Source organism: Methylobacterium sp. J-078 (assembly GCF_022829285.1).
Lineage (GTDB): Bacteria > Pseudomonadota > Alphaproteobacteria > Rhizobiales > Beijerinckiaceae > Methylobacterium.
The window spans coordinates 1-25882 of sequence record NZ_JAKSYI010000034.1; the positions used below are offsets into that span (position 1 = coordinate 1).

Annotated in this window: 16 protein-coding genes and 7 pseudogenes; 13 read left to right on the forward strand and 10 right to left on the reverse strand. The window is 58.9% G+C overall.

Annotated elements, in window-relative coordinates:
* The 6 genes and pseudogenes from MKK58_RS02790 to MKK58_RS02815 all read left to right on the forward strand — a co-directional run.
* Positions 1–183, forward strand: a pseudogene (locus MKK58_RS02790) (hypothetical protein); the annotation flags it as partial.
* Positions 184–388: 205 nt separating this feature from the next.
* Positions 389–1252 carry a hypothetical protein gene (locus MKK58_RS02795; RefSeq protein WP_243910656.1) on the forward strand — a complete coding sequence of 288 codons (864 nt, stop codon included), beginning with the start codon at positions 389–391 and terminating at the stop codon, positions 1250–1252.
* Between the two features lie 52 nt (positions 1253–1304).
* A complete protein-coding gene (locus tag MKK58_RS02800) occupies positions 1305–3476 on the forward strand; it encodes a beta strand repeat-containing protein (protein WP_243910657.1) in 2172 nt (723 codons plus the stop codon).
* Between the two features lie 187 nt (positions 3477–3663).
* Positions 3664–5883: a peptidase domain-containing ABC transporter gene (locus tag MKK58_RS02805; protein ID WP_243910658.1), complete on the forward strand. Its 2220-nt coding sequence runs from the start codon at positions 3664–3666 to the stop codon at positions 5881–5883.
* A 10-nt stretch (positions 5884–5893) separates the two neighbouring features.
* Entirely contained in the window at positions 5894–7234 is a 1341-nt protein-coding gene (locus MKK58_RS02810; protein WP_243910659.1) for an HlyD family type I secretion periplasmic adaptor subunit, read from the forward strand.
* A 13-nt stretch (positions 7235–7247) separates the two neighbouring features.
* Positions 7248–9149: a tetratricopeptide repeat protein gene (locus MKK58_RS02815; RefSeq protein WP_279578194.1), complete on the forward strand. Its 1902-nt coding sequence runs from the start codon at positions 7248–7250 to the stop codon at positions 9147–9149.
* Positions 9150–9658: 509 nt separating this feature from the next.
* Here MKK58_RS02815 and MKK58_RS02820 read toward each other — a convergent pair.
* Together MKK58_RS02820 and MKK58_RS02825 are read right to left on the reverse strand one after the other, a co-directional pair.
* Positions 9659–10303 carry a ParA family protein gene (locus MKK58_RS02820; RefSeq protein WP_243910661.1) on the reverse strand — a complete coding sequence of 215 codons (645 nt, stop codon included), beginning with the start codon at positions 10301–10303 and terminating at the stop codon, positions 9659–9661.
* A 164-nt stretch (positions 10304–10467) separates the two neighbouring features.
* Positions 10468–11127, reverse strand: coding sequence for a hypothetical protein (locus MKK58_RS02825; protein WP_243910662.1), 660 nt, complete (start codon positions 11125–11127; stop codon positions 10468–10470).
* Positions 11128–12244: 1117 nt separating this feature from the next.
* Between MKK58_RS02825 and MKK58_RS02830 the strand changes: the two genes are divergently transcribed.
* The gene (locus MKK58_RS02830; RefSeq protein WP_243910663.1) at positions 12245–12445 is read left to right on the forward strand and encodes a hypothetical protein; all 201 of its coding nucleotides are present in this window, start codon (positions 12245–12247) and stop codon (positions 12443–12445) included.
* Positions 12442–12648: pseudogene (tnpB, locus tag MKK58_RS02835) on the forward strand (IS66 family insertion sequence element accessory protein TnpB); the annotation flags it as partial. The gene MKK58_RS02830 and the pseudogene tnpB (MKK58_RS02835), both read left to right, overlap by 4 nt.
* 14 nt (positions 12649–12662) lie before the next feature.
* Here tnpB (MKK58_RS02835) and tnpC (MKK58_RS02840) read toward each other — a convergent pair.
* The 3 genes from tnpC (MKK58_RS02840) to tnpA all read right to left on the reverse strand — a co-directional run bounded on the left by tnpC (MKK58_RS02840) (position 12663) and on the right by tnpA (position 15040).
* A complete protein-coding gene (tnpC, locus tag MKK58_RS02840; protein ID WP_243910664.1) occupies positions 12663–14186 on the reverse strand; it encodes an IS66 family transposase in 1524 nt (507 codons plus the stop codon).
* Between the two features lie 69 nt (positions 14187–14255).
* Entirely contained in the window at positions 14256–14612 is a 357-nt protein-coding gene (gene tnpB / locus MKK58_RS02845; protein WP_147815157.1) for an IS66 family insertion sequence element accessory protein TnpB, read from the reverse strand.
* Positions 14609–15040: an IS66-like element accessory protein TnpA gene (gene tnpA / locus MKK58_RS02850; protein ID WP_243910665.1), complete on the reverse strand. Its 432-nt coding sequence runs from the start codon at positions 15038–15040 to the stop codon at positions 14609–14611. Before tnpA ends, tnpB (MKK58_RS02845) begins: the two co-directional genes overlap by 4 nt.
* A 26-nt stretch (positions 15041–15066) precedes the next feature.
* Here tnpA and tnpB (MKK58_RS27060) point away from each other — a divergent pair, with 26 nt between their 5' ends.
* The 3 genes and pseudogenes from tnpB (MKK58_RS27060) to MKK58_RS02860 all read left to right on the forward strand — a co-directional run.
* Positions 15067–15273: an IS66 family insertion sequence element accessory protein TnpB gene (gene tnpB, locus MKK58_RS27060; RefSeq protein WP_409565174.1), complete on the forward strand. Its 207-nt coding sequence runs from the start codon at positions 15067–15069 to the stop codon at positions 15271–15273.
* A 69-nt stretch (positions 15274–15342) separates the two neighbouring features.
* A pseudogene (tnpC, locus tag MKK58_RS02855) lies at positions 15343–16866 on the forward strand (IS66 family transposase).
* A 56-nt stretch (positions 16867–16922) separates the two neighbouring features.
* Positions 16923–17155, forward strand: a pseudogene (locus tag MKK58_RS02860) (IS3 family transposase); the annotation flags it as partial.
* 1 nt (position 17156) lies between these two features.
* Here the strand turns inward: MKK58_RS02860 and MKK58_RS02865 are convergent.
* The 4 genes and pseudogenes from MKK58_RS02865 to MKK58_RS02885 form a co-directional block, all read right to left on the reverse strand.
* On the reverse strand, positions 17157–18374 hold the full coding sequence (locus MKK58_RS02865; protein ID WP_243910666.1) for a glycosyltransferase: 1218 nt from the start codon (positions 18372–18374) through the stop codon (positions 17157–17159).
* 34 nt (positions 18375–18408) lie between these two features.
* Positions 18409–19053 carry a class I SAM-dependent methyltransferase gene (locus MKK58_RS02870; RefSeq protein ID WP_243910667.1) on the reverse strand — a complete coding sequence of 215 codons (645 nt, stop codon included), beginning with the start codon at positions 19051–19053 and terminating at the stop codon, positions 18409–18411.
* 1944 nt (positions 19054–20997) lie between these two features.
* Positions 20998–21200, reverse strand: a pseudogene (locus MKK58_RS02880) (transposase); the annotation flags it as partial.
* 145 nt (positions 21201–21345) lie between these two features.
* Positions 21346–22461, reverse strand: coding sequence for a hypothetical protein (locus tag MKK58_RS02885; protein WP_243910668.1), 1116 nt, complete (start codon positions 22459–22461; stop codon positions 21346–21348).
* A gap of 414 nt (positions 22462–22875) precedes the next feature.
* Between MKK58_RS02885 and MKK58_RS02890 the strand changes: the two are divergent.
* Positions 22876–24432: pseudogene (locus MKK58_RS02890) on the forward strand (ISL3 family transposase).
* Between the two features lie 71 nt (positions 24433–24503).
* On the opposite strand, the pseudogene istA reads toward MKK58_RS02890, so the two are convergent.
* Positions 24504–25465 (reverse strand): annotated as a pseudogene (gene istA / locus MKK58_RS02895) (IS21 family transposase); the annotation flags it as partial.
* 252 nt (positions 25466–25717) lie between these two features.
* Here istA and MKK58_RS02900 point away from each other — a divergent pair.
* Positions 25718–25882, forward strand: a 165-nt coding sequence (locus MKK58_RS02900) for a TadE/TadG family type IV pilus assembly protein (protein WP_243910669.1), incomplete at its 3' end; no start/stop codon positions are given.

Below are 25882 nucleotides of genomic sequence, written 5' to 3' on the forward strand. Positions count from 1 at the left end.
GGGAGTGATCGCGCCGCCATCGCGTTCGACTGGAACGGCAATGACGAGATGGACCCGGTCTGCGGCTCGGGATCGGCCGAGGTCCAGGCCGACGGCTCGCTTCGCGGCGAAATCCGCGTCCACCGCGGCGACGAAATCCCCCTCATCGCCCGCCGATGGCCGACTTCTTCAACACCCTGCTAAAGGTCCCCGTGCCTCTCTATGTTTTATCAAAGGCGCCCGTGAAGCTGGGCAGGGAAACTGGGGTAAATGAGCAACATTGCGTCACATCCAAAATCAACCCGGCCCCGGCCGCCTGTTTCTCAATTGACGTAGGAGCTCGACTCAGCATAACAGAAACGGGGAAGCGCGAGGCTCGCTCGGGGAAAGTCGGAAACTTGGATTTGCCATGAGTGAGCGAGAAAGCGTAATAAACTTCCCCGCTGGTTTCTATTTACTTCGTTATAAGCGCTCAGTTGGCACCGGTGAACATCCGACAATTGAAGTGCGTGTCCCGCCAGAGCATGCGCGTTCGATTATCCTCGTGTCGTCGCCGTTCGAGGATCCGGGTATCATTGGCAGGCCCGGAGGCTGTCTCGTTATCCGTGCAGAACATGTAGGTGAGGTCCGGGTGATTGTTCGCCCGCGCGCCGGCTCTAGAAATGGAGAGGCCGAGTTGGAGCTCGAACCACTAGCTCATGACTCCACGACGGGTTCCATCCAACATGGGCGTGGCAGCAAAGCTGGCGGGGACCCGGAAATCTCTGTGCTTGGCCACGTCTCGCGGCGGGGCGACATCACCGTCGGAAGCGACATCTGGCTGGCGGGCCCTGACGCCCCGGCGCCCATTGAAGGGATAGCTCTGCAACTTCAGCGCGGCGACAATGACCTCTCGCTAGAGTACCAGGTCCTCATCGGCGACAGCAAAGGCGGTTGGACACCATGGGCCGGACAGACGAATTTTGTCGGAACGCGAGGTATGCACAAACCAATTGTTGGTTTTCGCGTGCGTCTCACCGGCCAGTCTTCTCGAGATTACACGTTAAACGTCAGTGGGCTGTTCCTCGGCGCCAATATCGAGACAAAGCAAGGCTCTGCTGTTGAGCTTTTGAGCCCTGCCGAGATTGACCCCCTAGTCGGCCTCAAGGTTTCGCTGGCAGCGAATCCTCAAATGGGCGCGTCGGCCACAAATCAGCCTCGTTCGCAAGAGAAGAGGCTTCAGCAGCCCCGGGCTGACCGAGTCCGCGTATTTCGTTCATCGCTGTCACGATGAACTCGAGTTTTGAAACAATTTCTACAACCAACTAAGCAGCTGGGGCTGAATCATGGCAGTAGTGGGCAATTACGAGACGGGTCAAGCAGACTTAGACAACGCCGTTGCCTTGAACGACGATCCGTCGATCTCGGCTGCCGTTAGGCAGGCGCTGATTGATGCCGGAGCGTTGATCGGCGATAACGCAGTCAGCTATTATAAGACTACACAGTTCGACACGTCCGGTAGCTCTATTGCTATTGATCTGTCAGGCAAAGGCACAGAACTCCTCGTTGCCAATGGCGACTCCCAGAGGCTGAACGTTGGCCCAACGAACAACTTGGTGATCGCTACTGGGAACGAAGCCAGCACCATTACGCTTGAAGGTCAATCGGCCGTTCGCGTGATTGTTGGTTCTGGCAGTGCGTTCATCACTGGCAATGCTGGCAACAACACCATCACGGGCGGCGCGGGCAACGATACGCTCGTGGCCGGTTTGTCGGGCGGAAGCCATCTGATCACCGCAAGTGGCGGCACGGATCAGCTTTACGGCGGCACTGGCGCCGACACCCTGAAGGCCGTTAGCGGCGACAATATCCTGCGCGCAGGCTCGGGGGCGAACCTGCTTCAGGCTGGCTCGGGCCACGACACCCTGTTCGGTGGCGGTGCGAGCAAGCTCCTTGGGGGCTCGGGCGACGCCTATCTCTTCACGGCTGCCGGTGGCAGCGACACGCTCATAGGCGGCAGCGGTAATGACCTTCTAGTCGCGACAAGCGGCAACAACGCTCTGACAGCGAATGGCGGCTCAGATCAGCTCTACGGCGGCATCGGCGCCGACACTCTGACGGCCATTAGCGGCGACAACATACTGCGCGCAGGCTCGGGGGCGAACGTACTTGAGGCTGGCTCTGGACACGACACCCTGTTCGGTGGTGGTGCAAGTAAGCTCATTGGGGGCTCCGGCGACGCCTATCTCTTCACGGCTGCCGGTGGCAGCGACACGCTCATTGGCGGCAGAGGTAATGACTTACTAGTTGCAACGAGCGGCAACAATGCCCTGACGGCGAATGGCGGCACGGATCAGCTTTACGGCGGCACCGGCGCCGACACCTTGACGGCCATCAGCGGCGACAACATCCTGCGCGCGGGCTCCGGGGCGAACTTGCTTCAGGGAGGCTCCGGCCACGACACCCTATTTGGCGGTGGCAACAGCAACATGCTCGCCGGCGTCAACGGAAGCTTCCTCTTTAATGCGGCCGGGGGTAGCAACACCCTGACCGGAGGTGGGGGGAACGACACGCTCATTGCAATCAACGGCAATAATCGCCTCTTCGCACAGGGTACCGGCACGGACCTACTCTACGGCGGCACGGGCGCAGATACACTGACCGCTCTTAACGGCGACAACGTCCTCTTCGCCGGCTCCGGCGCCAATATCCTACAAGGCGGTTCGGGCCATGATACCCTGTTTGGCGGCGGAAACAGTCAACTCTTCGCCGGCAGCGGTGGAAACTATCTGATGACCTCGGCTGGGGGACAGAACACACTGACGGGTGGTGCCGGCAATGACACCCTCATTTCCACGAACGGCAACAATCTGCTCCGGGCTTCCGGCGGCACTGATCAGCTATACGGCGGAAGTGGAGCGGACACGCTGTCAGCGGCGAGCGGCAACAACTCGCTCATCGCGGGTTCTGGGGCCAACATCCTGCAGGGCGGCGCCGGTCACGACACGCTCTACGGAGGCGGTCAGTCAAACCTCACTGCAGGCACGGGCGGCAATTCCCTCGTGACGAGCTTCTCTGCATCAGGGCACGACACCCTCACCGGCGGAATCGGCGCAGACACACTGACAGCCGTTGCAGGAGACAACAGGCTTATTGCGTATGGTTCCGGCGATACCCTGTATGCTGGCACTGGCAACGATTCTCTCTTTGGCGGAGCCGGCGGCTCAACCTTCGTCGACACAAAGACGGGCAATGCTCAGCTGAATGGTACGAGCAGCGACGATTTCTTCTATCTCTCGAAGGCGGGAGGTAACGACACAATCGTGGGCGGCGGCGGCCAGGATCTTCTTGTCATCGCCAATCTGAAGGACAGCGATGTGTCCTACGGCGTGTCGGGGGGCGCAAATACGCTCACGTATACCAACGCATCCGGCTCGTCGTCGATAATCACAGTGTCCGGAATTGACACTGTCAACTACGGCGACGGTTCGAGCCACAAGTTCACTTCGGGCACATAGGACAACCTACAGGCGTCACAGGCCCGGGTTGACGAATAAAGAAGGGGCGGCTTTGCCGCCCCTTCTTTTTTGGTCAGAGATTGACCATAATCAGCTTCTAAGACCGCAGTTAGCTTGATTTGAAACGCCCGTTTTGTTTTCTCAGGCTGACAAGAGCTGCAGACTTGTGCTCGGGAACGTCAATTACATGTCGAAGCATCAGACAAGCTTGACGATTAAGGTTGATGGGGAAACGGGTAAGCTTGCTCTGCAATGCCTCGTTTTGGTGGCGCGTCAGCACAGCATCCACCTGTCAGTCGAGCAACTCACACACGACAATCAGCTTACGCAGCAGTCTATTACGCAGTCTGTTCTCGCGCGCTGCGCCAGCCGAGCAGGTCTACACGGTAAGAATACGACACTTCGGTGGAGCCATCTCGCAAAGCTTGAGCGCGCTTTACCGGCGATCGTTTTCCTGGCTGATGGAACGCCAATGGTTTTGCGGGCGGTTCGCTCATCGAATGCGGATGAGCACGTTGTTTTGCAGGATCCATCAGCCCCGGAAGATGCTCCCTTAATCCTCGATCGGGTTCGCTTCGAAGGGATATGGCGGGGCGATATACTACTTATTAAACGCGACTACAGCATTCGCGATGAAGAGCAGCCTTTTGGTCTAAAGTTCATTGCTTCGTTGATTTTTCGTGAGCGTAGAATATTACGCGATCTAGTGATCGCAGCCTGCTTTCTCAGCCTGCTCGCTCTCATTCCCATTTTGTTTTTCAGGCTCATGACTGATCGGGTACTGATGCATTCAGCAATGAATACATTCACAGTACTATGCATCGCTCTTGTCATCTGCACCGTATTTGAAACTGTATTCACCACTGTGCGTCGCGCGCTTCTCCTACACCTCACCACGCGCGTTGACGTTAAACTTAGCACTTATATCTTCGATCGCGTAATTCGTCAGCCGGTAGAATTCTTCGAGACGACACCGGTTGGGCTAATCGCACGAAACATGAGTGAAGTCTCAAAGATCAGAACGTTTTTGGCGAACCAACTATTTGGTACCGTTCTCGATAGTATATGCTTGCTTTTCTTCATTCCTATTATGTTCTTTATCAGCCCTTTGCTCACTGCGGTTGTGCTGGGGTGCTGCGCGTTGATCGCCATTTGGACCGCCGTCATGCTTCCAGCTTTTGGGAGACGTACGAGTGCGCTTATGGCTTCGGAAGGACGCCGGGGTTCTTTCCTCGTGCAGACGTTGCAAGGTATTAGGACGGTCAAGTCCCTCGCCCTCGAGCCAAGACAGAGCCACCAATACGACGTCCACGTCGCCGAGGCCGCAAAGCTTCGAATCGCTGAGGGAAATCTCGCAAATCTTATTCAATCAGTGATCGTTCCCATCGACCGCTTCATGCAGAGCGGTATCCTGGCGATCGGTGTCTTTCTTGCCATGAGCTCAAAGGACACTGGTGCCGTTGCGGAAATTTTTGTGTTCTTACTACTTAGTCAGAGGGTCGCCGGTCCGCTGCGGCAGCTTGCTCAACTTATGGAACAATACGAAGAGGCAAAGTCATCCGTGTCTCTGGTTGGCAATATGGTCAACAACGGCTCCGAGGACGCGCGAGTTGGCCAAGGCGTGCGTCAGCCGCTTATTGGGCACATTGAGTTTTCATCAGTGAACTTCGCCTACACTGGCTCTACGAGTCCGGCACTTAACCAAGTGTCTTTCGAGATCCCAACCGGCACTACACTCGGAATCATGGGCCGGAGTGGATCTGGAAAAACTACCGTAACCCGGCTTCTGCAGCGTTTGCATACAAATTTCCACGGGCTGATCAAGATAGACGGCATCGACGTCCGGGAATACGCCCTTGACCATCTTAGAAGTAATCTGGGTGTTGTCCTGCAAGACAACTATCTGTTTTCGGGAACCATCAAGGAAAACCTCATAGCTGCGAAGCCCGACGCCACTTTTGAGGAGGTGGTCAGAGCGGCTAGACTGGCGGGCGCTGAGGAATTTATCGACCGACTTCCAAGGGGCTACGAGACCTACATCAACGAGGGCTCGAACAATCTTTCAGGCGGGCAGCGCCAACGCCTTGCGATCGCGCGCGCACTGATCACGAACCCGCAGATCTTGATCCTTGACGAAGCCACGAGCGCACTCGATCCAGACAGCGAAGCGATTGTAAACGCCAACCTTCGGCGAATTTCAGAAGGGCGTACGGTGATCGTGATCTCTCACCGCCTGTCGTCCCTGGTGTCGTCAGACGCGATCCTGGTGCTTGAGCGCGGACGCGTCCATGATGTTGGGAAGCACGCCGAGTTGCTGGGTCGCTGCGACGTCTATCGCGAGCTCTGGAACCAGCAGAATGCGGCTGTCCGGGAAACGGCTGATCCGAAGCTCCGGCTGGTGAGCTGAGAAGGCGCAGATGGCAAAGCAATCCACAGACGCAATGTTGCGGCGCTTTCAGTCAGAAACCGCCGAGATCCGAGAAGCCCCAGAGCCAGTGGCTCTTCGGGCCACGACCTTTGTTCTGGCCCTCCTTGTCACGATATCGATCGGGTTCGCTGCCATTGCGCGGGTCGACCGCGTCGTCACCAGCGACCGGGGGAAGATCGTACCGGCACAAGGCACTGTCTTGTTCCAATCTCTCACAACCTCCATCATCAAGACGCTGGACGTCCGTGAGGGAGATCGAGTGAAGAAGGGTCAGTTACTGGCTACGCTGGACGCAACCTTCGCCGCTGCTGACGTTGAACAACTTGAGAAACAACGCGCGAGCCTGGAGGCGCAGATCGACCGAGCCAAGGCCGAGCAGAAGGGCGAACTGTACACTCCTGATGTGAAAAATCCGGCCAAGGATCAATACGCTCTCTTACAAAAAGCGCTTTTCGATCAGCGTGCCGCTCAGCTCAATTCGCAAGTCGCAAGTTTCGATCAGAAAATCGCGCAAACACAGGCCACCATCAAGCGCCTGCAAGGCGATGAGGCCCGTTATGGGGAGCGCGAAAAAATTTCACAGCAGATCGAAGGGATGCGGCAGCAGCTCGTCGAGAAGCAAGCCGGCAGCCTACTCAATTTGCTCATCGCAAGCGATGCTCGGCTTGAGATGCTGCGGACTATGGAAAACGGACGCAACAGTCTCGCGGAGTCTATGCACCAGTTGGCATCCCTGCGGGCGGATCGGGAGGCCTTCGTACAGCAATGGATGTCGCAGAGCAGTCAAGACCTTGTGACGGCCGAAGGCACGCGCGACACCGTTGTGGCGCAGCTATCCAAAGCCCGGCGCCACCAGGACCTTGTGCGGCTTTACGCTCCTGAGGACGCGATCGTGCTAATGCGGGCGAGAGCATCGGTTGGATCCATTCTAAAAGAGGGCGAGACTCTCATGACGATCGTACCTATCGATTCCCCCATCGAAGCCGAGATCAACATCTCGGCGCGCGAGATCGGCTTTATTCGGGCTGGTGATCGCGCGACGATCAAGGTGGATGCGTTCCCGTTTGTTGAGCATGGAATGGCGCATGGACGTCTGAGCTGGGTAAGCGAGGGATCCTTTTCTAGTGATGAAGATGGAAAACCGGTAGAGCCGTACTACAGGGCGCGGGTCGCGGTTGAAAACTTGAACTTCACGCGTGTACCGGCAGGGTTTCGCCTCATTCCCGGCATGTCCCTTTCGGTCGATATCCATATCGGTGAACGTTCAGTGCTTGGATATCTGATCTCAGGCGCAACCCGAAGCGTGACTGAGTCAATGCGTGAGCCTTGAGGATCGGGCGTCCATGCACGGAGCAAGGCGGGTGATTGCGAATTATCAGCACTGGCGCGCTGAACGACATGCACGGAATGGGCACTTTGCCGCGGCTCATAGGCGCTTCGTAGCGGCAGCTAAGCTCGGTCACACAGCGGCGCAGTTTCGTGTTGGAGCGAATTACCGAGTTGGACGCGGCTGTGTGCGCTCCGGAAGCGAAGCGATGCGCTGGTACGAACAGGCCGCCGAAGCTGGACACACCGAGGCGCAATTCGAGCTTGGCGTGCTTCTGCTCGCCGATCATGACGCTGGCTGGTGTGTTGGTCCTTCAGCGCGCTGGGCGATGGCAGCAGCTCAGCATAACAGCCATCTGCCCGACCTGGTTTTCCCGCGCGGTGCGGTGTCGCGGAAAGACAATGAGCGGGCTTATGACTGGCTTAGCCGAGCCGCCGAGAGAGGCAAGCCGGAGGCGCAAGCAAACCTAGGGTGGCTGCTGCTCAAAGGAATCGGCTGTGCATCGGATCGGGCTGGAGCGCTCCGGTATCTCAACGCGGCCGCTGAGCACGACATCGCTCAAGCAGCGTTTGGTCTGGCTGAATTTTACGGGGCAACAGACCAGCCGGAGCATGACGCAGTCGCATCGCGTGGGTGGCTGCGCAGAGCTGCTGACCTGGGTAACGCCTCTGCCGCCTACAACATGGGTTTGGCGCTGAAGCAGGGGCCCAAGTCAGATCTGACAGAGGCTGAACATTATTTCTCAATCGCTTCGAATCAGCACCATCCTGAAGCCATCTACGAGCTAGCGTATGTGCAGCTTACTCAGCTTGCGCCAGAAAGCGACCCCGAACAAGCTCTAGAGCTGCTCCGCAAGGCGGCGAAGGCGGGCCACGTGGGCGCGGCATTCCTCATTGGTGACGTCTACAGCCGCGGTGACCGCGTTCGACCTGATTTGCGGGAGGCGGCCCAGTGGTTTCGGCGCGCAGCTGATGCAGGTCACGTCCAATCTCAATTCCAGATTGGTTGTTTCTTTGCCCAGGGCGAGGGCGTGCCGCGTGATTTGGCAAACGCAGTCCGCTACTTCGAGTTCTGTGCCACTAACGGTCACGCCGTCGGAGCTTACAACTTGGGTATATTCTACGAGAATGGACAGGGCGTCTCCACCAATCTCAATCTTGCTTTGAAGTGGTTGCGCGTTGCTGCTGATGGCGGATTGCCTCAGGCGCAGGTGCGCTTGGGAGCACTGCTGGCTTCGGGCCGCGTCGAGGGCGAGGATATCGAGGCCGGCCGCGAACTACTCGAAACAGCAGCGGCGCAGGACAGTTCAGAAGCGGAGTTCGCGCTGGCACAGTTGATGTTGCGTGAAGGGGGCTCAACCAACGTCGTGCGAGCGGTCGAGTTGCTTACACGGGCGACGGAAAAGCATAACGTCCTGGCCGCTGAGTTTCTCCTCACCAGAATCGCCGAGGACCGGCTCCCCGCTGAATCGCTGCACGTCGCCGTCAACGTAATCGAGGGCGCAGCAAGGGCTGGTGATACGTCGGCGATGAGAAGCCTCGCGGCCGAACTCTTCTCCGGTGCTCGCTTACCTCAGGATAACCCTCGTGCGGAGCGCCTCCTGCAGAAAGCTGCTGCTCTCGGGGACGCGGAAGCGCACTTTGCCCTTGGTGTACATTTTTGTCAACGAAACCGGACCACCGAAGACGTGGCTACAGGCCTCGCGCACTACATCGCCGCTGCAAACGGCGGGCACGCGCTAGCTCAATACAATGCCGCAGTCATGCTTCTTAATGGCACTGGGGCGCCAGTCGATGTGGAGAGGGCTAGCACGTTTCTTGAGAATGCAGCGTTGCAGGGGCTGCCAAATGCGTCGCGATTGCTCGGAGAGCTAACAGGGATGAAAACTTCGACGTTTCAGGTCTCCGGCATCGCGTAAGGTTGCTGCGAATGCTATGTGTTCCGCATTTGCCCCATTGCAATATCAAGTGCTCTCGACCGTCGCTCAGAGTAGGTGATACTCACCGGCGTCCGCGCGGGTGTGGGAAGCATCATCCGTTCCTCGGGCAGAATGGCTGAAGAGACACTCCGGCAATCCTTCTATTCGGAGCGGTGTCATAATTCACCAATTCCATTGGTGCGTCGGAAACGCGGGGATAGACAGCCGCAGTGACCAGTGCCGTTGCGCCTCCGACGCGATTGCAACGAGGTACTGGTGTCCAGCAAACCACAGTCTATTACAAGTGGATAGGATAAGGATGTGCGTCCGACCCGCAGCTGCGTGGCATACGGAAAACCCGCTTGGTCGCGTGCAAACTCCCGAAGTAGCCGGGCTAACGCGCTGGCCTCGAATTTGCCAGCGCCTTGAGCCTTGCGGCCATTTATAAAGCTTGAGCCCAACGTCCTTGGGCCTCGATCCAGTGGTATTCACCCATTCCGCGGTTGCGGTCAGGATGCGCGCAGGCGTTCGAGCAAAAAGTCGGTCAGGCCGCGGATTTCGCCGGCCGCATTGCTCGCTGGGGCGGCGGTTCTCACCGAAACGCCTTGCGTGAACGCCCGGACGAAGTAGGGATCGTGACTGAGGGGAGGCCCGACTACCTCACCGAAGCCCTCGAGTTCGCTTGCGATGTGCTGGCCTTCCGGCGTTTGTGCCTCCACACGCGTTGGGACGGTCACCACACGCACTTTGAGGCCTGGATCCTTACGCAAGGCATCGGCAATGCGCGTGAAGGTGACGCGAGCGGCATTCAGGTCCAGGCTGGACGGCCCACACGGAACAATAATCAGGTCTGAAATATCGATCGCCGCGTCAAAAACGGGGCCCAGTCCCGACGGAGTATCAATGATGACATAATCAGCGGATTGCTTGAGCACACTTCGGATCCACGGCGCGAGTTTGCCTGTATCGAGAATCTGCGGCAGCACTTCAAAGCCGAGCTTTCGCGGGGCTGACCACGCCACAGCAGAACCTTGCGGATCCGCGTCGATAACAACAACCCTGCTTCCACGTGATTTGAGTTCACCTGCCAGGTTGACCGTTAACGTGGTCTTGCCGACCCCACCCTTCTGTTGGACAACCGATATCACGATCATAACGCTCTCTCAATTGTGATGTTACTTTGGAAGAATACTTGCGAGCCAGTGCTCGTTTATAAATAAGCCTTGACCGGTATCAGGCAACAGGCGACGATGTCTGTCGATTTAGGAAGGTTCGCCCGGAAGCGCCGTATTGTTGATGTGCGCCGACCTTGCCTTACTTAAGGCTCAATCGTCTTTAGCCCAATATATAGCTCTGCTCCGTCGGGAGTGACCCAACTGGAATGTGCTTGAAGCCCGGCACACTCAAGGGCTTTCCGAATGGGCTCAGGGCAATTTAAGATGAAACGGATCCCATACAAAAACTCTTCTGGTGCGTTGGCAATGGCGAAGGACTGCACTCGACTGACGGAGACTCGAACACCGCCCGCTCGTAACGCATCGGCAATTTGCGTTCCATAGGAAAATGCCTCTGGTTCAACAAGCACCCCCATCGTGACGCTCAACTGGTTTGAGTAGCCCTTGAGATAGCTGATCATCCTGATGCGCTGCTCTGCGCTGAGCAGGCGTGCCGAGCCGGCTGAAGTCGTTGGCACTTGAGTACTGACATCCTGCTGCTCAGCAGGCGCTATCGTGAGTGCCATTCGGAGACGCTCGAGAAGCTCCCGCAGTTGTTCGTACCCCACTTGCGCCTCCTGTGCACGTTGCTCCGCCGCATCAGCCCGTCCTCGCGCCTCAAAGATTTGAATTTTGGCTGCTTCTAAGTTCGCTGAGAGCTCGCTGTTCTTTCGTGCTATTCTATAACCGATAAAAACTATCGACCCGCACATGATCACTGCTACAAAACCCAAACAAATTGTAGCATAATCTAAAGTTTGCATACTAACCGCATTTCTAATCATAACGATCTTTCCCGCAGTGCTATAGGGTGCACATTTTGTAGCGATCATAAATTAGTCACATCTAACGTGCCCTGAACGCATTCGGACTCGCTACGAACCGGATGACACCCATATCGTGTGTAAAATTAGCGGTAGATCAAAGCAGGTGAGGCATACTCGAATTTACTAGGGCGTAATAGAATGAGAAGTTAGAACAAATGGAACCGCAACTCTTGCTAAGCGATTGATTCAACACCGCTCTTCCGGAACTGAACCCGAGGCAATTAGGCGCGTTCAGCCCTTCTGACTGATTTGCGTTCCCGATGATCCGCTGGGGATGGTATCGTCTGAAAGGGCGGCGAACTGCCTATGGAATGGAGGTCGCGATTAAGTTAGGCTGGCGGCAAGCAGCTGATCCTGAGAAGCTTCTGGGGAGGTGGGCTGTGTAGGGATCACGTTATCGGCCCAGGTCCTTTTCCACCCTTTTCGTCGACGGAGCACATACCTGCGGTATCGCGGTCCTGTGCTTGCGTCAGGGCTCCTAGGGAGCTAGTTCCGAGCGATCCGCTGGACACCTCTTAAGATGTTAAAGCTATGCCTTAATACGCCGTTACTTGTCGGATGAGAGATGGTTCCTCGCCTATGTCTAATGATCAGAATTACTCGTCAGATGTTGTCGTCGTGCGTGTCGGCAACAGTGACAGATCCAAAGAAGCAGACAGTCGCTCAGTCGCACGACCCAACGATTGGAACGCTACTGGCTCTATCCGGGTGTTTCTAGTCGTGTCGCGATTTGAGTCGGACCATGCATTGACGTATTTATTCTGTGAGAATCCTGTTTCAGCTGCAGCGGTCCAGCGTTTCGTAGATAGTGAGCCCAATAGTTTCCGGGGAAGCAATGCCGTGGTTGAACTTGCCGAAAATTATTTCTCTTTCGCTCAAGCCCGGCACCGCGCCCTGGCGCTTCGATCCTGGCTGCAGAACGTAAATGTCATCTTTCCCCCGATCAGCATCTAGAGCTTCATCCAATCAGGTTGGGTCAAAAGCATCGTAGCCTGTGGCGACGGGATAGTTGTGGCATTCATTCGGTGTGAATCGTCCGAGGATTTGTTCAAGCGTGTCGCAGAAGTCCGCGACCGTGCGGGTAGCCTTGATCGGCCCCCAACCGGCGCCTGTCGAGGTGAAGGCTGAGTCCCATCGACGAGCGGCCTGCACTGGGATCGAAGTCGAGGTGGGTAACGTCCTGGTGCGCGTCGGGCCGGACGCCGGTGAGGTTCAGATCGCGGCGGTGATCCGGGCTTTGAAGGGCACGGTATGATCGGACCGTCCGGTGCGGTGCGCGTGATGATGGCGACGCGGCCGGTGGACTTCCGCAAGGGCATGGACGGGTTGGCGGCCCTGGTGCGGGATGCGATGGGCGCGGATCCGTTCTCCGGCACGGTCTACGTGTTCCGCTCGAAGCGCGCCGACAGGGCGAAGCTCTCGTTGTGGGACGGGAGCGGGTTGGTCCTGGCGACCAAGCGTAAGCGCTGTTTTCAGGCCACGGCTCTGAGGGCTGGCATGACCGGGTAGGCCCATGGCAGCAGGTCGTCGAGACGACGTTGTGGATGGCCCTCGACGATGCGGGTGATGACGTCGGCGAGGTAGGCGTGCGGCTCGACGCCGACGAGCTTGCAGGTTTCGATCAGCGAAGCGATCACCGCCCAATGCTGGCCGCCGCCGTCCGAGCCGGCAAAAAGCGCATTCTTGCGGTTCAAGGCCAGGGGTCGGATCGCGCGCTCGACGATGTTGGAGTCGATCTCGACCCGGCCATCGTCGAGGAACAGGCTCATGCCGGCCCAGCGCGACAGGGCGTAGCGGATCGCATCGGCGAGTTTGCTCTTGCGGCTGACCAGGCCGAGCTTCTCGCGCAGCCATGGCTCCAGCGCCTCGATCACGGGCCGGCTTCGCTCTTGACGCACGGCACGTCTCTCGTCGGCCGGGCGAGCGCGGATCTCGGCTTCGATCCGATAGAGCGCAGCGATGCGCGCCAGCGCCTCCGTGGCGATCAGCGAGGCGGGGCCAAGTTCGTAGAACAGCCGCCGTGAGTGGCTCCAGCAATAGGCCAGCCGGATCGCGCCGTCCTTGGCCAGCACCTCGTAGGCCGCATAGCCATCGACCTGCAGCACGCCTTCGAACCCAGCCAAATGCGCGATCGGTCGGCTCGCGGTGCGGTCGGGGGCGTAGACGTAGGCGACACCGGGTGGATCGGATCCGCCCCAGGGCCGGTCGTCACGGGCGTAGGCCCAGAGCTGGCCGGTCTTGGTGCGCCCGCGCCCGGGATCGAGCACGGGCGCCGTGGTCTCGTCGGCAAACAGCTTGCCCGAGCGCTTCAGCGTCTCCAGCAACCGCTCGTGCACCGGCCGAAGCAGGAAGGCGGCGCGCCCGACCCAGTCGGCGAGCGTCGAACGGTCGAGGACGACGCCCTGGCGGGCGAAGATCTGCGCCTGGCGATAGAGCGGCAGGTGGTCGGCGTATTTGGAAACAAGCACCTGAGCGACCAGCGCGTCGGTGGGCAGACCGCCCTCGATCAGCCGCGCCGGGGCCAGGGCCTGCACGAACGCGTCCTCGCAGGCTCTGCAGGCGTAGCGCGGGCGGCGGATCACCAAAACCTGGAACTGCGCCGGCACCACGTCGAGGCGCTCGGATACGTCCTCGCCGATCTTGTGCCGCGCGCCCGAGCAGCACGGGCGGGCGGTGCCGTCGATGTCGACGAGGGTCTCGACCCGCGGCAGATGAGCTGGGAGCGCCCCGCGGTTGGTGCGACGTTTGCCGACCCAGACCGCCTTCTTGGCCGGCTCGGCCTCATCGGCGGCAAAGCCCGCGGCCTCGACCTGCTCGGCCTCTTCCAACCCGAGCAGGAGCTGGTCCTCGGGCAGGCTCTCGGCCCGGCGTCCGAAGCGGTGGCGCTGCATCGCCAGGATGATCTGGCGCAGCCGCTCGTTCTCGGCTTGCGCCTCGACGAGCTGCGCCTTGAGCGTCTCGGGATCGTCGGACAGGCATGAAGCAGGCTTAGCCACGAAGCGGATTAAAGCATACCCGCCAGAAGCTTACCATCGTAATGGGGCCCGCGCGTTCGACCTTTTTGCTCACCCTGCCAGCGCTGGGGCGATGACCGTGCGAACCGCGTGAACACGCTTCCAGTCGAGCCCTTCAAGCAAAGCCGCGAGCTGCGCTGCCGTGAGGCGTACGACGCCATCCTCGATTTTCGGCCAGCAGAACTGACCGGCCTCCAGGCGCTTGGTCGCCAGAACCACCCCACTCCCGTCCCAGAACAAGAGCTTGGCCCTGTCCGCTCGCTTTGAGCGGAACACGTAGACCGTGCCGGAGAACGGATCCGCGCCCATCGCATCCCGCACCAGGGCGGCCAACCCGTCCATGCCCTTGCGGAAGTCCACCGGCCGCGTGGCCATCATCACGCGCACCGCACCGGACGGCCCGATCATGCCGTGGCCTTCAGCGCCCGGATCACTGCCGCGATCTGAGCCTCGCCCGCGTCCGGCCCGACGCGCACCAGGACGCCGCCCACCTCGACTTCGATCCCAGTGCAGGCCGCTCGTCGATGTGGCTCAGCCTTCGCCTCGACAGGTGTCGGCTCCAGTGGTTCCGACATCAGAACGGCTGGCACGAACCGCAACTCGGAGCGCCGATCGCCCGCCGCTTCTTGACGGGCCAAGCGCCGCCACGTGAACAGCTGCGAGACGCTCAGGCCATGCCGCCGCGCGACCGCACTGATCGAGATCGTCGACGCCGCACTCTCGGAGACGATGGCCGCCTTCTCATCCTGCGACCACGTTCGTCTCCGGCCGGCACCGGTGAACAGTTCAAGCCGCCGGACCGGCTCCGACATAGCCATACGACCTGACATCGACATGTGACGGAGCTCCTGCCCGGCTCCGTATGTCCCCGTCACACCGCCTGCCGAAAGGTACCGTCCAGACACCGCTTACGACCAAGCGCCTGGAGACCAGGATGTTCTGCTGGCCGAAGATAGCGGATGGCGTCGTACGCCTCACGGCGGCGCAGCTCGCGGCCCTGCTCGAAGGGCTCGACTGGGAGCGTGTTCACGCGGCTCGAACGGTCATCGCCCCAGCGCTGGCAGGGTGAGCAAAACGGTCGGGCGCGCGGGTCCTATTACAATAGTAAGCTACTGGCGGATATCTTCTAATCCGCTTCATAGCCAAGCCTGCTCCACCCCTATCCGACGATCCCGAGACGCTTAAGGCGCAGCTCGACGAAGCGCAGACCGAGAACGAGCGGCTGCACCAGATCATCCTGGCGATGCAGCGCCACCGCTTCGGACGCCGTGCCGAGAGCCTGCCCGAGGACCAGCTCCTGCTCGGGCTGGAAGAGGCCGAGCAGGTCGAGGCCGCGGGGTTTGCCGCCGAGGAGGTCGAGCCGGCCAGACGAGCGGCCCGGAGAGCCGAGCGCCATACCAACCGCGGGGCGCTGCCGGCCCACCTGCCGCGGGTCGAGACCCTCGTCGACATCGACGGCACCGCCCGCCCGTGCTGCTCGGGCGCGCGGCACAAGATCGGCGAGGACGTGTCCGAGCGCCTTGACGTGGTGCCGGCTCCAATCCGGGCCTTGGTGATCCGTCGCCCGCGCAACGCCTGCCGGACCTGCGAGGACGGGTTCGTGCAGGCTCCGGCCCCGGCGCGGCTGATCGAGGGCGGCTTGCCGACCGACGCGCTGGTCGCGCAGGTGCTCGTCTCCAAATACGCCGACCACCTGCCGCTCTATCGCCAGGCGCAGATCTTCGCCCGCCAGGGCGTCCTCCTCGATCGTTCGACGCTCGCCAACTAGGTTGGACGCGCCGCTTTCCTGCTCCGTCCGGTGCACGAGCGGTTGCTGGACACGCTGAAGCGCTCGGGAAAGCTGTTTGCCGACGAGACCACAGCACCCGTGCTCGATCCGGGCCGCGAACGCACCAAGACCGGCCAGCTCTGGGCCTATGCCCGCGACGACCGGCCCTGGGGCGGATCCGATCCACCCGGTGTCGCCTATGTCTACGCCCCCGATCGCACCGCTGGCCGACCGATAGCGCATCTGGCTGGGTTCTAAGGCGTGCTGCAGGTCGATGGCTATGCGGCCTACGAGGTGCTGGCCAAGGGCAGCGCGATCCGGCTGGCCTATTGCTGGAGCCATGTCCGTCGCGCCTTCTACGAGTTCGCCGTCATCTCGCCGATCGCCACGGAGGCGCTGGCGCGCATCGCCGCGCTCTATCGTGTCGAAGCCGAGATCCGCGGTCGCCCAGCCGACGAGCGGCGTGCCGTGCGTCAGGAGCGAAGCCGGTTGGTGATCGAGGCGCTGGACCCGTGGCTGCGCGAGAAGCTCGGCCTGGTCAGCCGCAAGAGCAAACTCGCCGATGCGATCCGCTATGCCCTGTCGCGCTGGGCCGGCTTGCGCCTGTTCCTCGACGACGGCCGGGTCGAGATCGACTCCAACATCGTCGAGCGTGCGATCCGCCCCCTCGCGCTGAACCGCAAGAATGCCCTGTTCGCCGGCTCGGACGGCGGCGGCCAGCATTGGCCCGTGATCGCCTCGCTGATCGAGACCTGCAAGCTCGTCGGCGTCGAGCCGCACGCCTACCTCACCGACGTCATCACCCGTATCGTCATGGGCCACCCGCAGCGCCGGCTCGACGACCTGCTGCCATGGGCCTACCCGACAATGCCAGTCCTCAAAGCCGTGGCCTGAAAACAGCGCTTACGAAAAACTTGCGCTCAGCGCGGACCAGTTTGCTGGGCCAGGGTCAGCGACGTCAGCAGGCTGTCGATGGGATCCGGGAGAAGTACGGCTTCTCGGATCATCACCCTTGCCGGATCGTTGGTCAGCACCGCGGAACGCAACGCTACGTGCCAGCCGTGCTGGCGGACGAGGATGCGCTTTCGCGCGCCATCATCGCTCTGGTTCCGCGTACGGGCGCTACGGCTACCGCCGCGTGAACGCGCTGCTGCGAGTTGACGGCTGGCAGGTGGGCACAGATCCTACTTTCTTGCCGGTAGCATCACGCGCAACTGAGCAGAAAGAGCTTGGCGCCGATCAAAGCGATTTACAGCCGTCGCTCGCGCAGCCTGCCGTAACGAGAGTCCCGCCTCTGGCCGAGAAAGGCACTCGCTAATAGCTCCAGCAAGACGGTCAATGTCGAAGAAGGGCACTAATAGACCGTTCTGACCATGCGTAATTGCATCATGCAGTGGTGCTGTATCCGACGCGATGATTAGGCAGCCAGTGCTCATAGCCTCAATCAAGGACCACGAGAGGGTGAATGGGTAGGTAAGGTACACATGTACACGAGAGACCTGCAGAAGTGTTAGATAGTCTGCGTAGGATACGACGCCTAAAAAGTGCACTCGCCTTGGGTCAATATAGGACTCTATCTCACTAAAAAAAACGTCTTTCCAGCTGCGCCCATCCGGGGAGGAGCTACCGTACGAGACGTCGTGGCCTCCGACAACAACAACGTGAGCGTTAGGCCGCCGTCGCATCACCTCTGGAAGAGCACGCAGGAACACGTGAATACCACGCATCGGCTCGAGGTTGCGTGCCATATAGGTCAGCACCTCCGCACCAGCATTGAGCATCGAACCAGTCGGAAGCCGAAACGTTGCCGAAGGGTTTGGACGAACAGCAATCGTATCAACTCCCTCATGCGCGATCGCAATTTTCCCTTGGAACTCCTGAGGGTAGGTTGAGCGCTGCCACGGGGTTGGCGAAAGCCCTGCATCGCAATCTGCTAGCGCGATTAGTTGAGAGGCATTTTTCGCTCTCAGGTGCGTAAGCCCATCGACTCCAAGGGCCGGGAACTCAGGATCGAAGTGAACGTCGCCACCGCGGCCGCGGTAGAAGTATTCACAGTATGCGACGAAATGAGCGTTCGGGTATTTAGCTCGCAGTGGAAGGGTCTCTCCCCACCCGCTGTGACCAACGACAACATCTGGAATAAAAGCAATATTATCAAGTGAATTCAAAACGTATAGAACTTGCTCTGCCCTTCTCGCCTCACGGTCAAACCGTCGCGCAAACGGGTGAACTGACGCACGACCGAGATCATCGAAAAAGTATCGTGCGAGTTGAACCCCAGGTAGTTCACGCGAGCCCGCGGCACCAATTGCAACAACGCGGTTGCGCGCATCACCCGCCAGGTGCTCTGCGACAAAACGAAATTGTGCCGGAAAATTGTTGTGAACAAAAAGAAAATTCATCACAATCGCCGGCTGCCTCAGACAATAGTGCGATTCATTCCCATCCGACAAGGCTAAATTGCTCAGTCCCTTCAAACAGTGGAGTGATTTGATCTAATCTGGCTTTAGGCATCAAAGCGAGCGCCCAAATATCGCAAAAAGAGCCTTTCATAATTCGAACTTCTCGGAAGCCGGCTGCCAGTGCTACCCGACCCAATCTATCGGCTGTAAAGCCAGTATTGTGCGCCATGAAATGATTACCCGCTGCGACCGAAGCCGAATGGCCGAACAGCATATCAAGGGGTGTAATAGGCCCAGCAGGTGAGACGTACATAATCTCGTCTTCTCGATTGTCGGCGACCAGCCGCGCCACTGCCTCCAAATCGGGACACGTAATGAGCGCGAATCCCTCAGGGTTCAGCACGCGGGTGAATTCGCGGAAGGTTGGACTCACCTCGTGTGAGTGTAAGTGCTCAACATTGTGTGACGACCAGATAGCATCGTAGCTTCCATCAGACGCGAAGGCCCGCATGTCTCGTACGGAGCCTACAACGTCAGGCTTAACCGAAGAATCGATGTCAAGCCGGACTTCAGACCACCGTCCACCGTGGAAAGCTTGGTGCAGCTTTTCTGGACGATAGTGCCCGCTTCCTGTATTCAGCACCCGCTTTTGCGCTGCGGATCGTGTCGCGAAAGTCACCAATTTGGCTCCTGCCCCTCTTTATGCATATCTCGAGCAAATTAGAATCGATAGGAAGCCAACCTCAGAGCAGAGAACTGCCACAACACAGCAATCCTAAAAATTCTTCGGGAGCCGTAAATTGCTTCCAGAACCTTTCAACTAAAGTAGTGACGTCGCGCGAATCTTGTTCGCGCAGCTTCAGCGACCTTCGTAACGCCCCGTTCCAGTTTCGAGGTAGTGTGAGATTGCAGCCACTATTACGGGGCCGAGGGTGATCGTAGTACCGATTAGCAACACAAGCCAACCCAAACGACCTCGACGCTCATCAAGCAGCATAAATCCAAACAGCCCGATTGGCACCCCCACAACCACGCCGAGAACAGCGACTACAAGTTGATAATTCACACCTCCTCCATCGGGACGATATGTTGAACGATCGACGAATCGCACATACCTGGGCTCTGCGCATAAATCACCTAAAAAGACAGGTTCGCGACCCACGGCCTGATACGAGGCGCATTCCGGCATCTCAACTGACGACCTTTCCTGCCTCTCCTGCTACACGGAATGTTAGGCCATTCAAAGCGAACAGCACTGGTCACCACCATGATAGGAGCTTCGGCAGCCGCATCTTGATCGCGGAAATTTCTGCTAGTAAGAATCTGAATCGTCTTGTTCGGGCGCAGGCTACAGAATGGCTATATTTCTAGCAAGCTTTGATATCAAGGCAGTTTCACACGATTATGGAAGTCTTTATGCGAATCTTCGTGCGGCTGATGCACACCAGGCGCACGCTTCGGCCTGGATGATTGAAAGTGATATGTCGCTATCAGATCTAAGTAGCCATCTACTCTCAATGATGGACAAGGATGACAGTTTGCTCCTAATCGAGATAAACTCATCAACGCGTTGGGCCGCAACACACTTATCTGAGCAAACTGGTGAATGGCTGCTGAAGCGTAGGCCATGAGGCACCGGAATTATTAGACAGAAATTAGCGGACGCTTTTATATCGCAAGCGCCTGAAATTGCATTACCTTTTTTAAAATTGAAATCGCAGATTGACTACCTGGCCAAGAATTAGCAAAAGTGGCAATCTAGCGCGTTAGCGATACTCGTTGCGGCATTATCAGGAGTAGCCCGAATGGGGTTTACAATTAAGGCCGAGCGGACAGGCCTCAGTATTTTCAATCTTGCTTCGTCAGCACAGGAGGCACTTAGAGTTGCTGAGGCTCGCCGCCTGAGTGGAGCCGAGAAGGTTGAGGTATTCGGTCCGGACAGCGCGTTTATTAACGCACAAGATCTTGCAAAAGCAGCAAAACCCAGCGGCCTTGCCCACCGTGGATTAAGCTTAGGCAATGAGGGGGCAGTCACAACGCAACCCGTCCGCGAAACCGGAATTCAAAAAACGGTCCGAGTGCGTGTCTTCAAAGCAAGATCCAAGGAGAGCTAGAGCTGCATCCGATCAGATAGTTCAAAAACATCGTAGTCTTCGGCCACGAGGTAGTTACGGCACCCATTCGGTGAAAAGCGCCCAGACCATTTCCGATCCCTGATCCCAGGTTAGCGAGCGCCGCAGTTGCTCCGGCAAACTCGTGATCGTGCGGGTGATCGCGTCACGCACCGCCTGCGCACCGTGGCCAACCGAGCCCGCTCCCAGGTCCGATCCGCCCTCGAGACGGTGTTCGCCGGTCAGAAGTACCGCTTCGGCCTGTTCGTGCGCACATCGGTCTGGCTCGAGCCCGAACCGAAATCGGGCTCGCCAACTTCGGCTACAACCTTAAGTGCTTCCTCTGGAACGTGGCCCGGCCAGTCGCGGCTTATGCCAACCTCGGGATGGCGCCCCGTGCCCGCTCACGACCATCGTCAGCCTGCAAGAACGCTGGTACGATCACGTCACCGCTGCAGGCAGCGTCGAATCGCCGGTCAACTCCCCCGCAACTGCATGGTTCTTCGAGGTGTCCGGTCCGCGGTGCGGGCGAGTTCCGCCCAAGGCGGGCCATCATCCCGGGCCGGGATGACGATAAAATGCGGCAAATGGTCGTGGCCCGGCAGCCCGAAACGCGTCGCCAGCGGCTGCAGGCTCTTGCGATCCCCAGAGCCAAGCAGGTCGCGCAGATACAGCCGCGCCCAGGTCCGCCGCTCCTTGCGCCCATCACATCCATGAACGGCGCGAGCCACGCATCGAGATCCTACTCTGACAATCGTTCGGTCATGTGCATCTCTTACAATGAAGCTGCAGGATCAGAACGCTAGCCCGCTTTCAAACTGTCCATGTAGTGCTGAGCCGCACAATCGCCCAATGTCGCATCAACAACCTGGCACAACTCTGAGAAACCGCTCTGTGCCTTGCCATATGACAACCTGCGGCTTCTGATCTGCAACGTAATCCCAATCCATTTCATTGGTCCATACAAAATGGAACTCTTGGAACCAGCGAGAGAACCACCAAGATAATGTGCTCTGTCCATTTTCAGCAAAGCTGAAGTAAGAATTTCCGAATACCACAATCTTTTCTCTAATAGGTGCTTCTGGGTTTCGCCATACCTGCCGCCTGCCCATATGGGAACAATCTTCCGGCACGAATTCAGCAGACTTTGTTGCCCTGGCCGTAAAATGGGGGAGCCCAGACAAGTCGACTTTATGTTCGAGCTCCGGCAAAAATAACCCCAGCATTCGAAAAGACAGATCGCCGTATGAAAAGCCGTTCTCAGAAAACTTGTAATCGGCAACATTATGACAGAATAATTCTTGCATTATATACTTGAAAATAAGGAAACTACCAAAAGGCGCCAAGTGGCTATCTGTCTTTCTACAAACACTCTTTCGGTCTCGGAGTTTCCAGAATATTTCACGCACTGAGGTATAAATGCTGCCTCCATGCTCCCTAAGTAATACCTGTTCCAGCTGGTCCAATACGCGGGTTGGGCTTGCGATTGGCCTTGGAAAAAGCTCGGGAATAATAGAGATTTTTTCCGGAATAATAAGATGATGGTATCGAACTCGTTCACTCGCCGCACGCTCAATACGATTTGTTATCAGCCGAGACCATTGTGCAACTACGTCGGCATCATCGTTGCACATCGTTGAGTACTGTCTAAGGACGTCATTGGAACCTCCAACCAGGAACATATACCCTTCGCGACCCAACAGAGCTGAAGCATCGCTTGACATCATCCCGATCGGCGCGTCTATGCTACTTATTGCCGAAAATTCGTCGCGTTCGCTATTCGCTAAATTGGAAACAAGATCTGCGTTTAGGTGACGCACACGAGCATTTACAAGCATTGATGCAAGTATTGTATGGGTTTCTTGAATATTCAATGATTCTACAATAGCGTCAGCGATCTGAGAAAAGCTAGCGAGCTTCAAATTTCGATTCAGTTCTTGAAGAGAGTCAACTATATTCCGTGAATTTTCGTCCATTTCGATCCGAATCCTCGGGCGTTAGTGATGCAACTTAGACATATCCTGACGCGCGATCCAAAATTGTCTCACTTCAGTGTGCTGATTAGGGGTATGCGCTGCTAATCTGACCCTAGGACGCGCAGTCCGTTGCGCTTAGTATCGTCATTGCATCTCGATGCTAAGGGAGTCCACACTCCAATGGCCTGCCCCCTGAAAAATGGTCCTCCCTGAGGTATGGCTTCGAGCCATGTTGGAGTTGACCCCGTTTATGGTCCACGACCTACGCAAGTTCTCGGGCTGTGACAGCTTGGTGGGCGAAGGCTTGGGGCGTCAAGCCGCCCAGGGTGTGTTTCGGCGTGCAACTTTGGCTCTGACTCACTCTCGCTGCGCCGACGGCGTTGAGGTTGCGGACATCTATGATGGAGCCGCAGCATGCGCCCTCGCTTCCGGTCGAGCCTCCTACCCGCTGGATTCATTGTCGATCATCACGATATGGACGCCGACCGGATCGGTCTGGTTGTGAGGTCGAGAGCCGCGGAGATGCCCTGCCCCGACTGCCGTGTCCCGTCGCGTCGCATCCAAAGCCGCTACCGGCGCCGCGCTGCCGACCTGCCGCTCGGTGGCCGGCGCGTCGAGCTCCAGGTCTTCGTACGACGCTTCTGGTGTGACGCAGCTGCCTGTGGCCGGAAGATCTTCGCCGAGCGCTTCCCTGACGGTGTCCTGCCCGCCTTCGCGCGACGCACCGCGCGGCTGGAGTAGATCGTCCATCACCTCGGTCTCGCGCTCGGCGGTCGGCCCGGTGCGGGCCTCGCCCAGCGTCTCATGCTGCCAGTCAGTCGCGATACGCTTTTGCGCGTCGTACGCCGTCGGGCGACGACACCGTCCGATCCGCTCGGCGTCATCGGCATTGACGACTTCGCCTGGCAACTCAACCACTGCTACGGCACTCTGGTCTGCGATCTCGAACGCCGCTACATCGTAGCGCTCCTACCGGACCGCGAACAGGCCACCACACAGACCTGGCTGAAGGAGAACGCCTCGATCAGGATCGTCGCCCGCGACCGCGGCGGCGGATATGGTGAGGCCATCGCCCGCGCTCTGCCGCAGGCTATCCAGGTCGCCGACCGCTGGCACCTCATGGAGAACGCCAGCCGCAGCTTCCTTGACGCCGTGCGCAGGTCGATGCGTCAGGTTCGCGAGGTCGTTGGCGCAGCTACCCTTGATCCGGCGCTCCTCACCGCGGCCGAGCGCATCCAGTACGAGGGTTACCTGCACCGGGAAGAGTCGGACGTGGCCATCCGCGCGCTCGCCGACGCAGGCGTTCCGATCCGCCGGATCGGCCAGCGACTGGGCCACAGCCGCAAGGTGGTGCGTGCGGTCCTGCGCGGCGAGCGCACGGAAGTCTTCCGGGTCCGCCAGAGCTCGCTCGACGCCTATCTGCCTTGGCTCGACGCCCAGTGGGACGCAGGCGGCCGCAATGCGACCGAGGTCTGGCGAATGGCGAGGGCGCAGGGCTTCCGAGGATCGCTTCGCGTGGTCGGGGAATGGGCGACGCGCCGCCGACGCGCGGAGCAGACCAACATCGAGCGGCTTCAGCGTGTGCCGTCGGCGCGAACCTTGGCGCGGTTGCTGACGACGGATCGCGACTGGTTGACTAAGGCGGAGACGCTGACGGTGGCCGCGGTCGAGGGTGGGGTACCGGCGCTGGTCGAGGCACGCGAGGTGGTCGTCTCCTTCCAGGCGATCGTGCGAGGAACCGAGCCCGGCCAATTCGAAGAATGGCTCAGGCGGGCCGAGGGAAGTCTCGTCGCCTCCTTCGCGCGCGGCATCGGTCAAGATCGGTCCGCAGTTCAGGCCGCGATCATGCTCCCATAGTCGAACGGCCAGACCGAGGGACAGGTCACGAAACTCAAGCTTGAGAAGCGGCAGATGAACGGTCGCGGCAAGATCGACCTGCTGCAAGCTCGCCTGATCAGTCTCTCGCCTTGATGATCAACGAGAGTGCGTCAGGGCCAAAGTTCGACGCCGATCCAGGGTCAATGTTCAATGCTGTTTGACAACGCCGGAACCGAATAGCGGTTGCGCTCGAAGTGCACGAGGCAAGTCGGCGAGACCCGCTTTGTGTGCTCACGAAGCCGTCGAACGGTCGCCCGAGTGGCATCAGGCTCGCGACCTTGGCGCTCCGCGCATTGGCGAGCGTGCCGGGGAGATCTCTATGCGGGATCTCCTTCCAGGCCTCGATGCAGCGCATCTCAAGCCAGGCGTTCAACCCATCGAGATCGGCGAAGCTGGGGAGCAGCTGCCACAGCCGGCGACGCGCGTCCTGCACGTTTTTCTCGACCTGCCCCTTCTCCCAGCCTGAGGCGGGATTGCAGAAGGTTGTGTCAAATAGATAGTGGCTCGCCATGGCGGCGAAGCGCGCGTTCACCTGCCGGGCCTTGCCGGAGCCGACCCGATCCACGGCGGTCTTCATGTTGTCGTAGATGCCGCGACCCGGGATACCGCCGAGCACGCGGAAGGCATGGTCGTGCGCGTCGAACAGCATCTCGTGGCTCTGAAGCGGGTAGGCGCGCACGACAAAGGCTCGACTGTGCGAGAGCTTGGTGTGCGCCCCCTGCAGCTTGAAGCGCTCGCCTGCGAGATCCGCCCAGTCCTCGCTCCAGTCGAACTGGAACGCTTCACCGGGCGCGAAGACCAGAGGTACGAAGGTTCCGCGTCCCGTGGTCTGCTGCTCGGTCTGCCGGTTCTCCTTCCAGCGTCGAATAAAGGCCGCGACCCTGCCGTAGGAGCCGTCATAGCCGAGGAGCACCAAGTCGGCGTGCATCTGCCGCGCCGTACGCCGTTGCTTACGGGACCGGTTCGCCTCGGCCTTCAACCTGCCTGACAGTTTTGCGGCGAACGGGTCAAACCTGCTGGGCCGTTCCGGCGCTCGATACACCGGATCCTGCGCGTCCGATCGCAGATATTTGCGAATGGTGTTGCGCGATAATCCTGTCCGTCGCGAAATCTCCCGGATCGGCATCCCTTCTCGAAATGCCCAGCGCCGGATGACGCTTTATAATGCCATGTCAATCACTCCATGACCCCCGGCACCAAGCCAGGGGTGGGTTCAGACACGGGTCACTTCTCGATCGAAACTTCGGACTCCGCCGGGTCAACTCTCAGCGGAAATCAACAATCGCTCGATTGGACCGCACAATCCATTCACACTTTCTTAAACTGTCAGAATTCTTATCTGGGTTGAATATAACAACCGAAGTTCTCGAACCCTTGCATGTCCACGCACCGAGGCCCCGCAAATCCATACAAGCTGCTTCCTCAATGCGAACGAGGAAGTTCGGCCGTTGAATTTGCTCTTGTCGCGCCGATCCTTCTGGCCTTCCTGGCCGGCATTATCGTGTTCGGCATCTATCTCGGCGCGGCCCACAACCTCCGTCAG

Coding starts and splice junctions, on each gene's coding strand:
- MKK58_RS02795 (WP_243910656.1), top strand. CDS start 389: ATGAGTGAGCGAGAAAGCGTAATAAACTTCCCCGCTGGTTTCTATTTA.
- MKK58_RS02800 (WP_243910657.1), top strand. CDS start 1,305: ATGGCAGTAGTGGGCAATTACGAGACGGGTCAAGCAGACTTAGACAAC.
- MKK58_RS02805 (WP_243910658.1), top strand. CDS start 3,664: ATGTCGAAGCATCAGACAAGCTTGACGATTAAGGTTGATGGGGAAACG.
- MKK58_RS02810 (WP_243910659.1), top strand. CDS start 5,894: ATGGCAAAGCAATCCACAGACGCAATGTTGCGGCGCTTTCAGTCAGAA.
- MKK58_RS02815 (WP_279578194.1), top strand. CDS start 7,248: ATGCACGGAGCAAGGCGGGTGATTGCGAATTATCAGCACTGGCGCGCT.
- MKK58_RS02820 (WP_243910661.1), bottom strand. CDS start 10,303: ATGATCGTGATATCGGTTGTCCAACAGAAGGGTGGGGTCGGCAAGACC.
- MKK58_RS02825 (WP_243910662.1), bottom strand. CDS start 11,127: ATGCAAACTTTAGATTATGCTACAATTTGTTTGGGTTTTGTAGCAGTG.
- tnpB (WP_147815157.1), bottom strand. CDS start 14,612: ATGATCGGGCCGTCCGGTGCGGTGCGCGTGATGATGGCCACGCGGCCG.
- tnpA (WP_243910665.1), bottom strand. CDS start 15,040: ATGTCGATGTCAGGTCGTATGGCTATGTCGGAGCCGGTCCGGCGGCTT.
- tnpB (WP_409565174.1), top strand. CDS start 15,067: ATGTCCCCGTCACACCGCCTGCCGAAAGGTACCGTCCAGACACCGCTT.
- MKK58_RS02865 (WP_243910666.1), bottom strand. CDS start 18,374: ATGAATTTTCTTTTTGTTCACAACAATTTTCCGGCACAATTTCGTTTT.
- MKK58_RS02885 (WP_243910668.1), bottom strand. CDS start 22,461: ATGGACGAAAATTCACGGAATATAGTTGACTCTCTTCAAGAACTGAAT.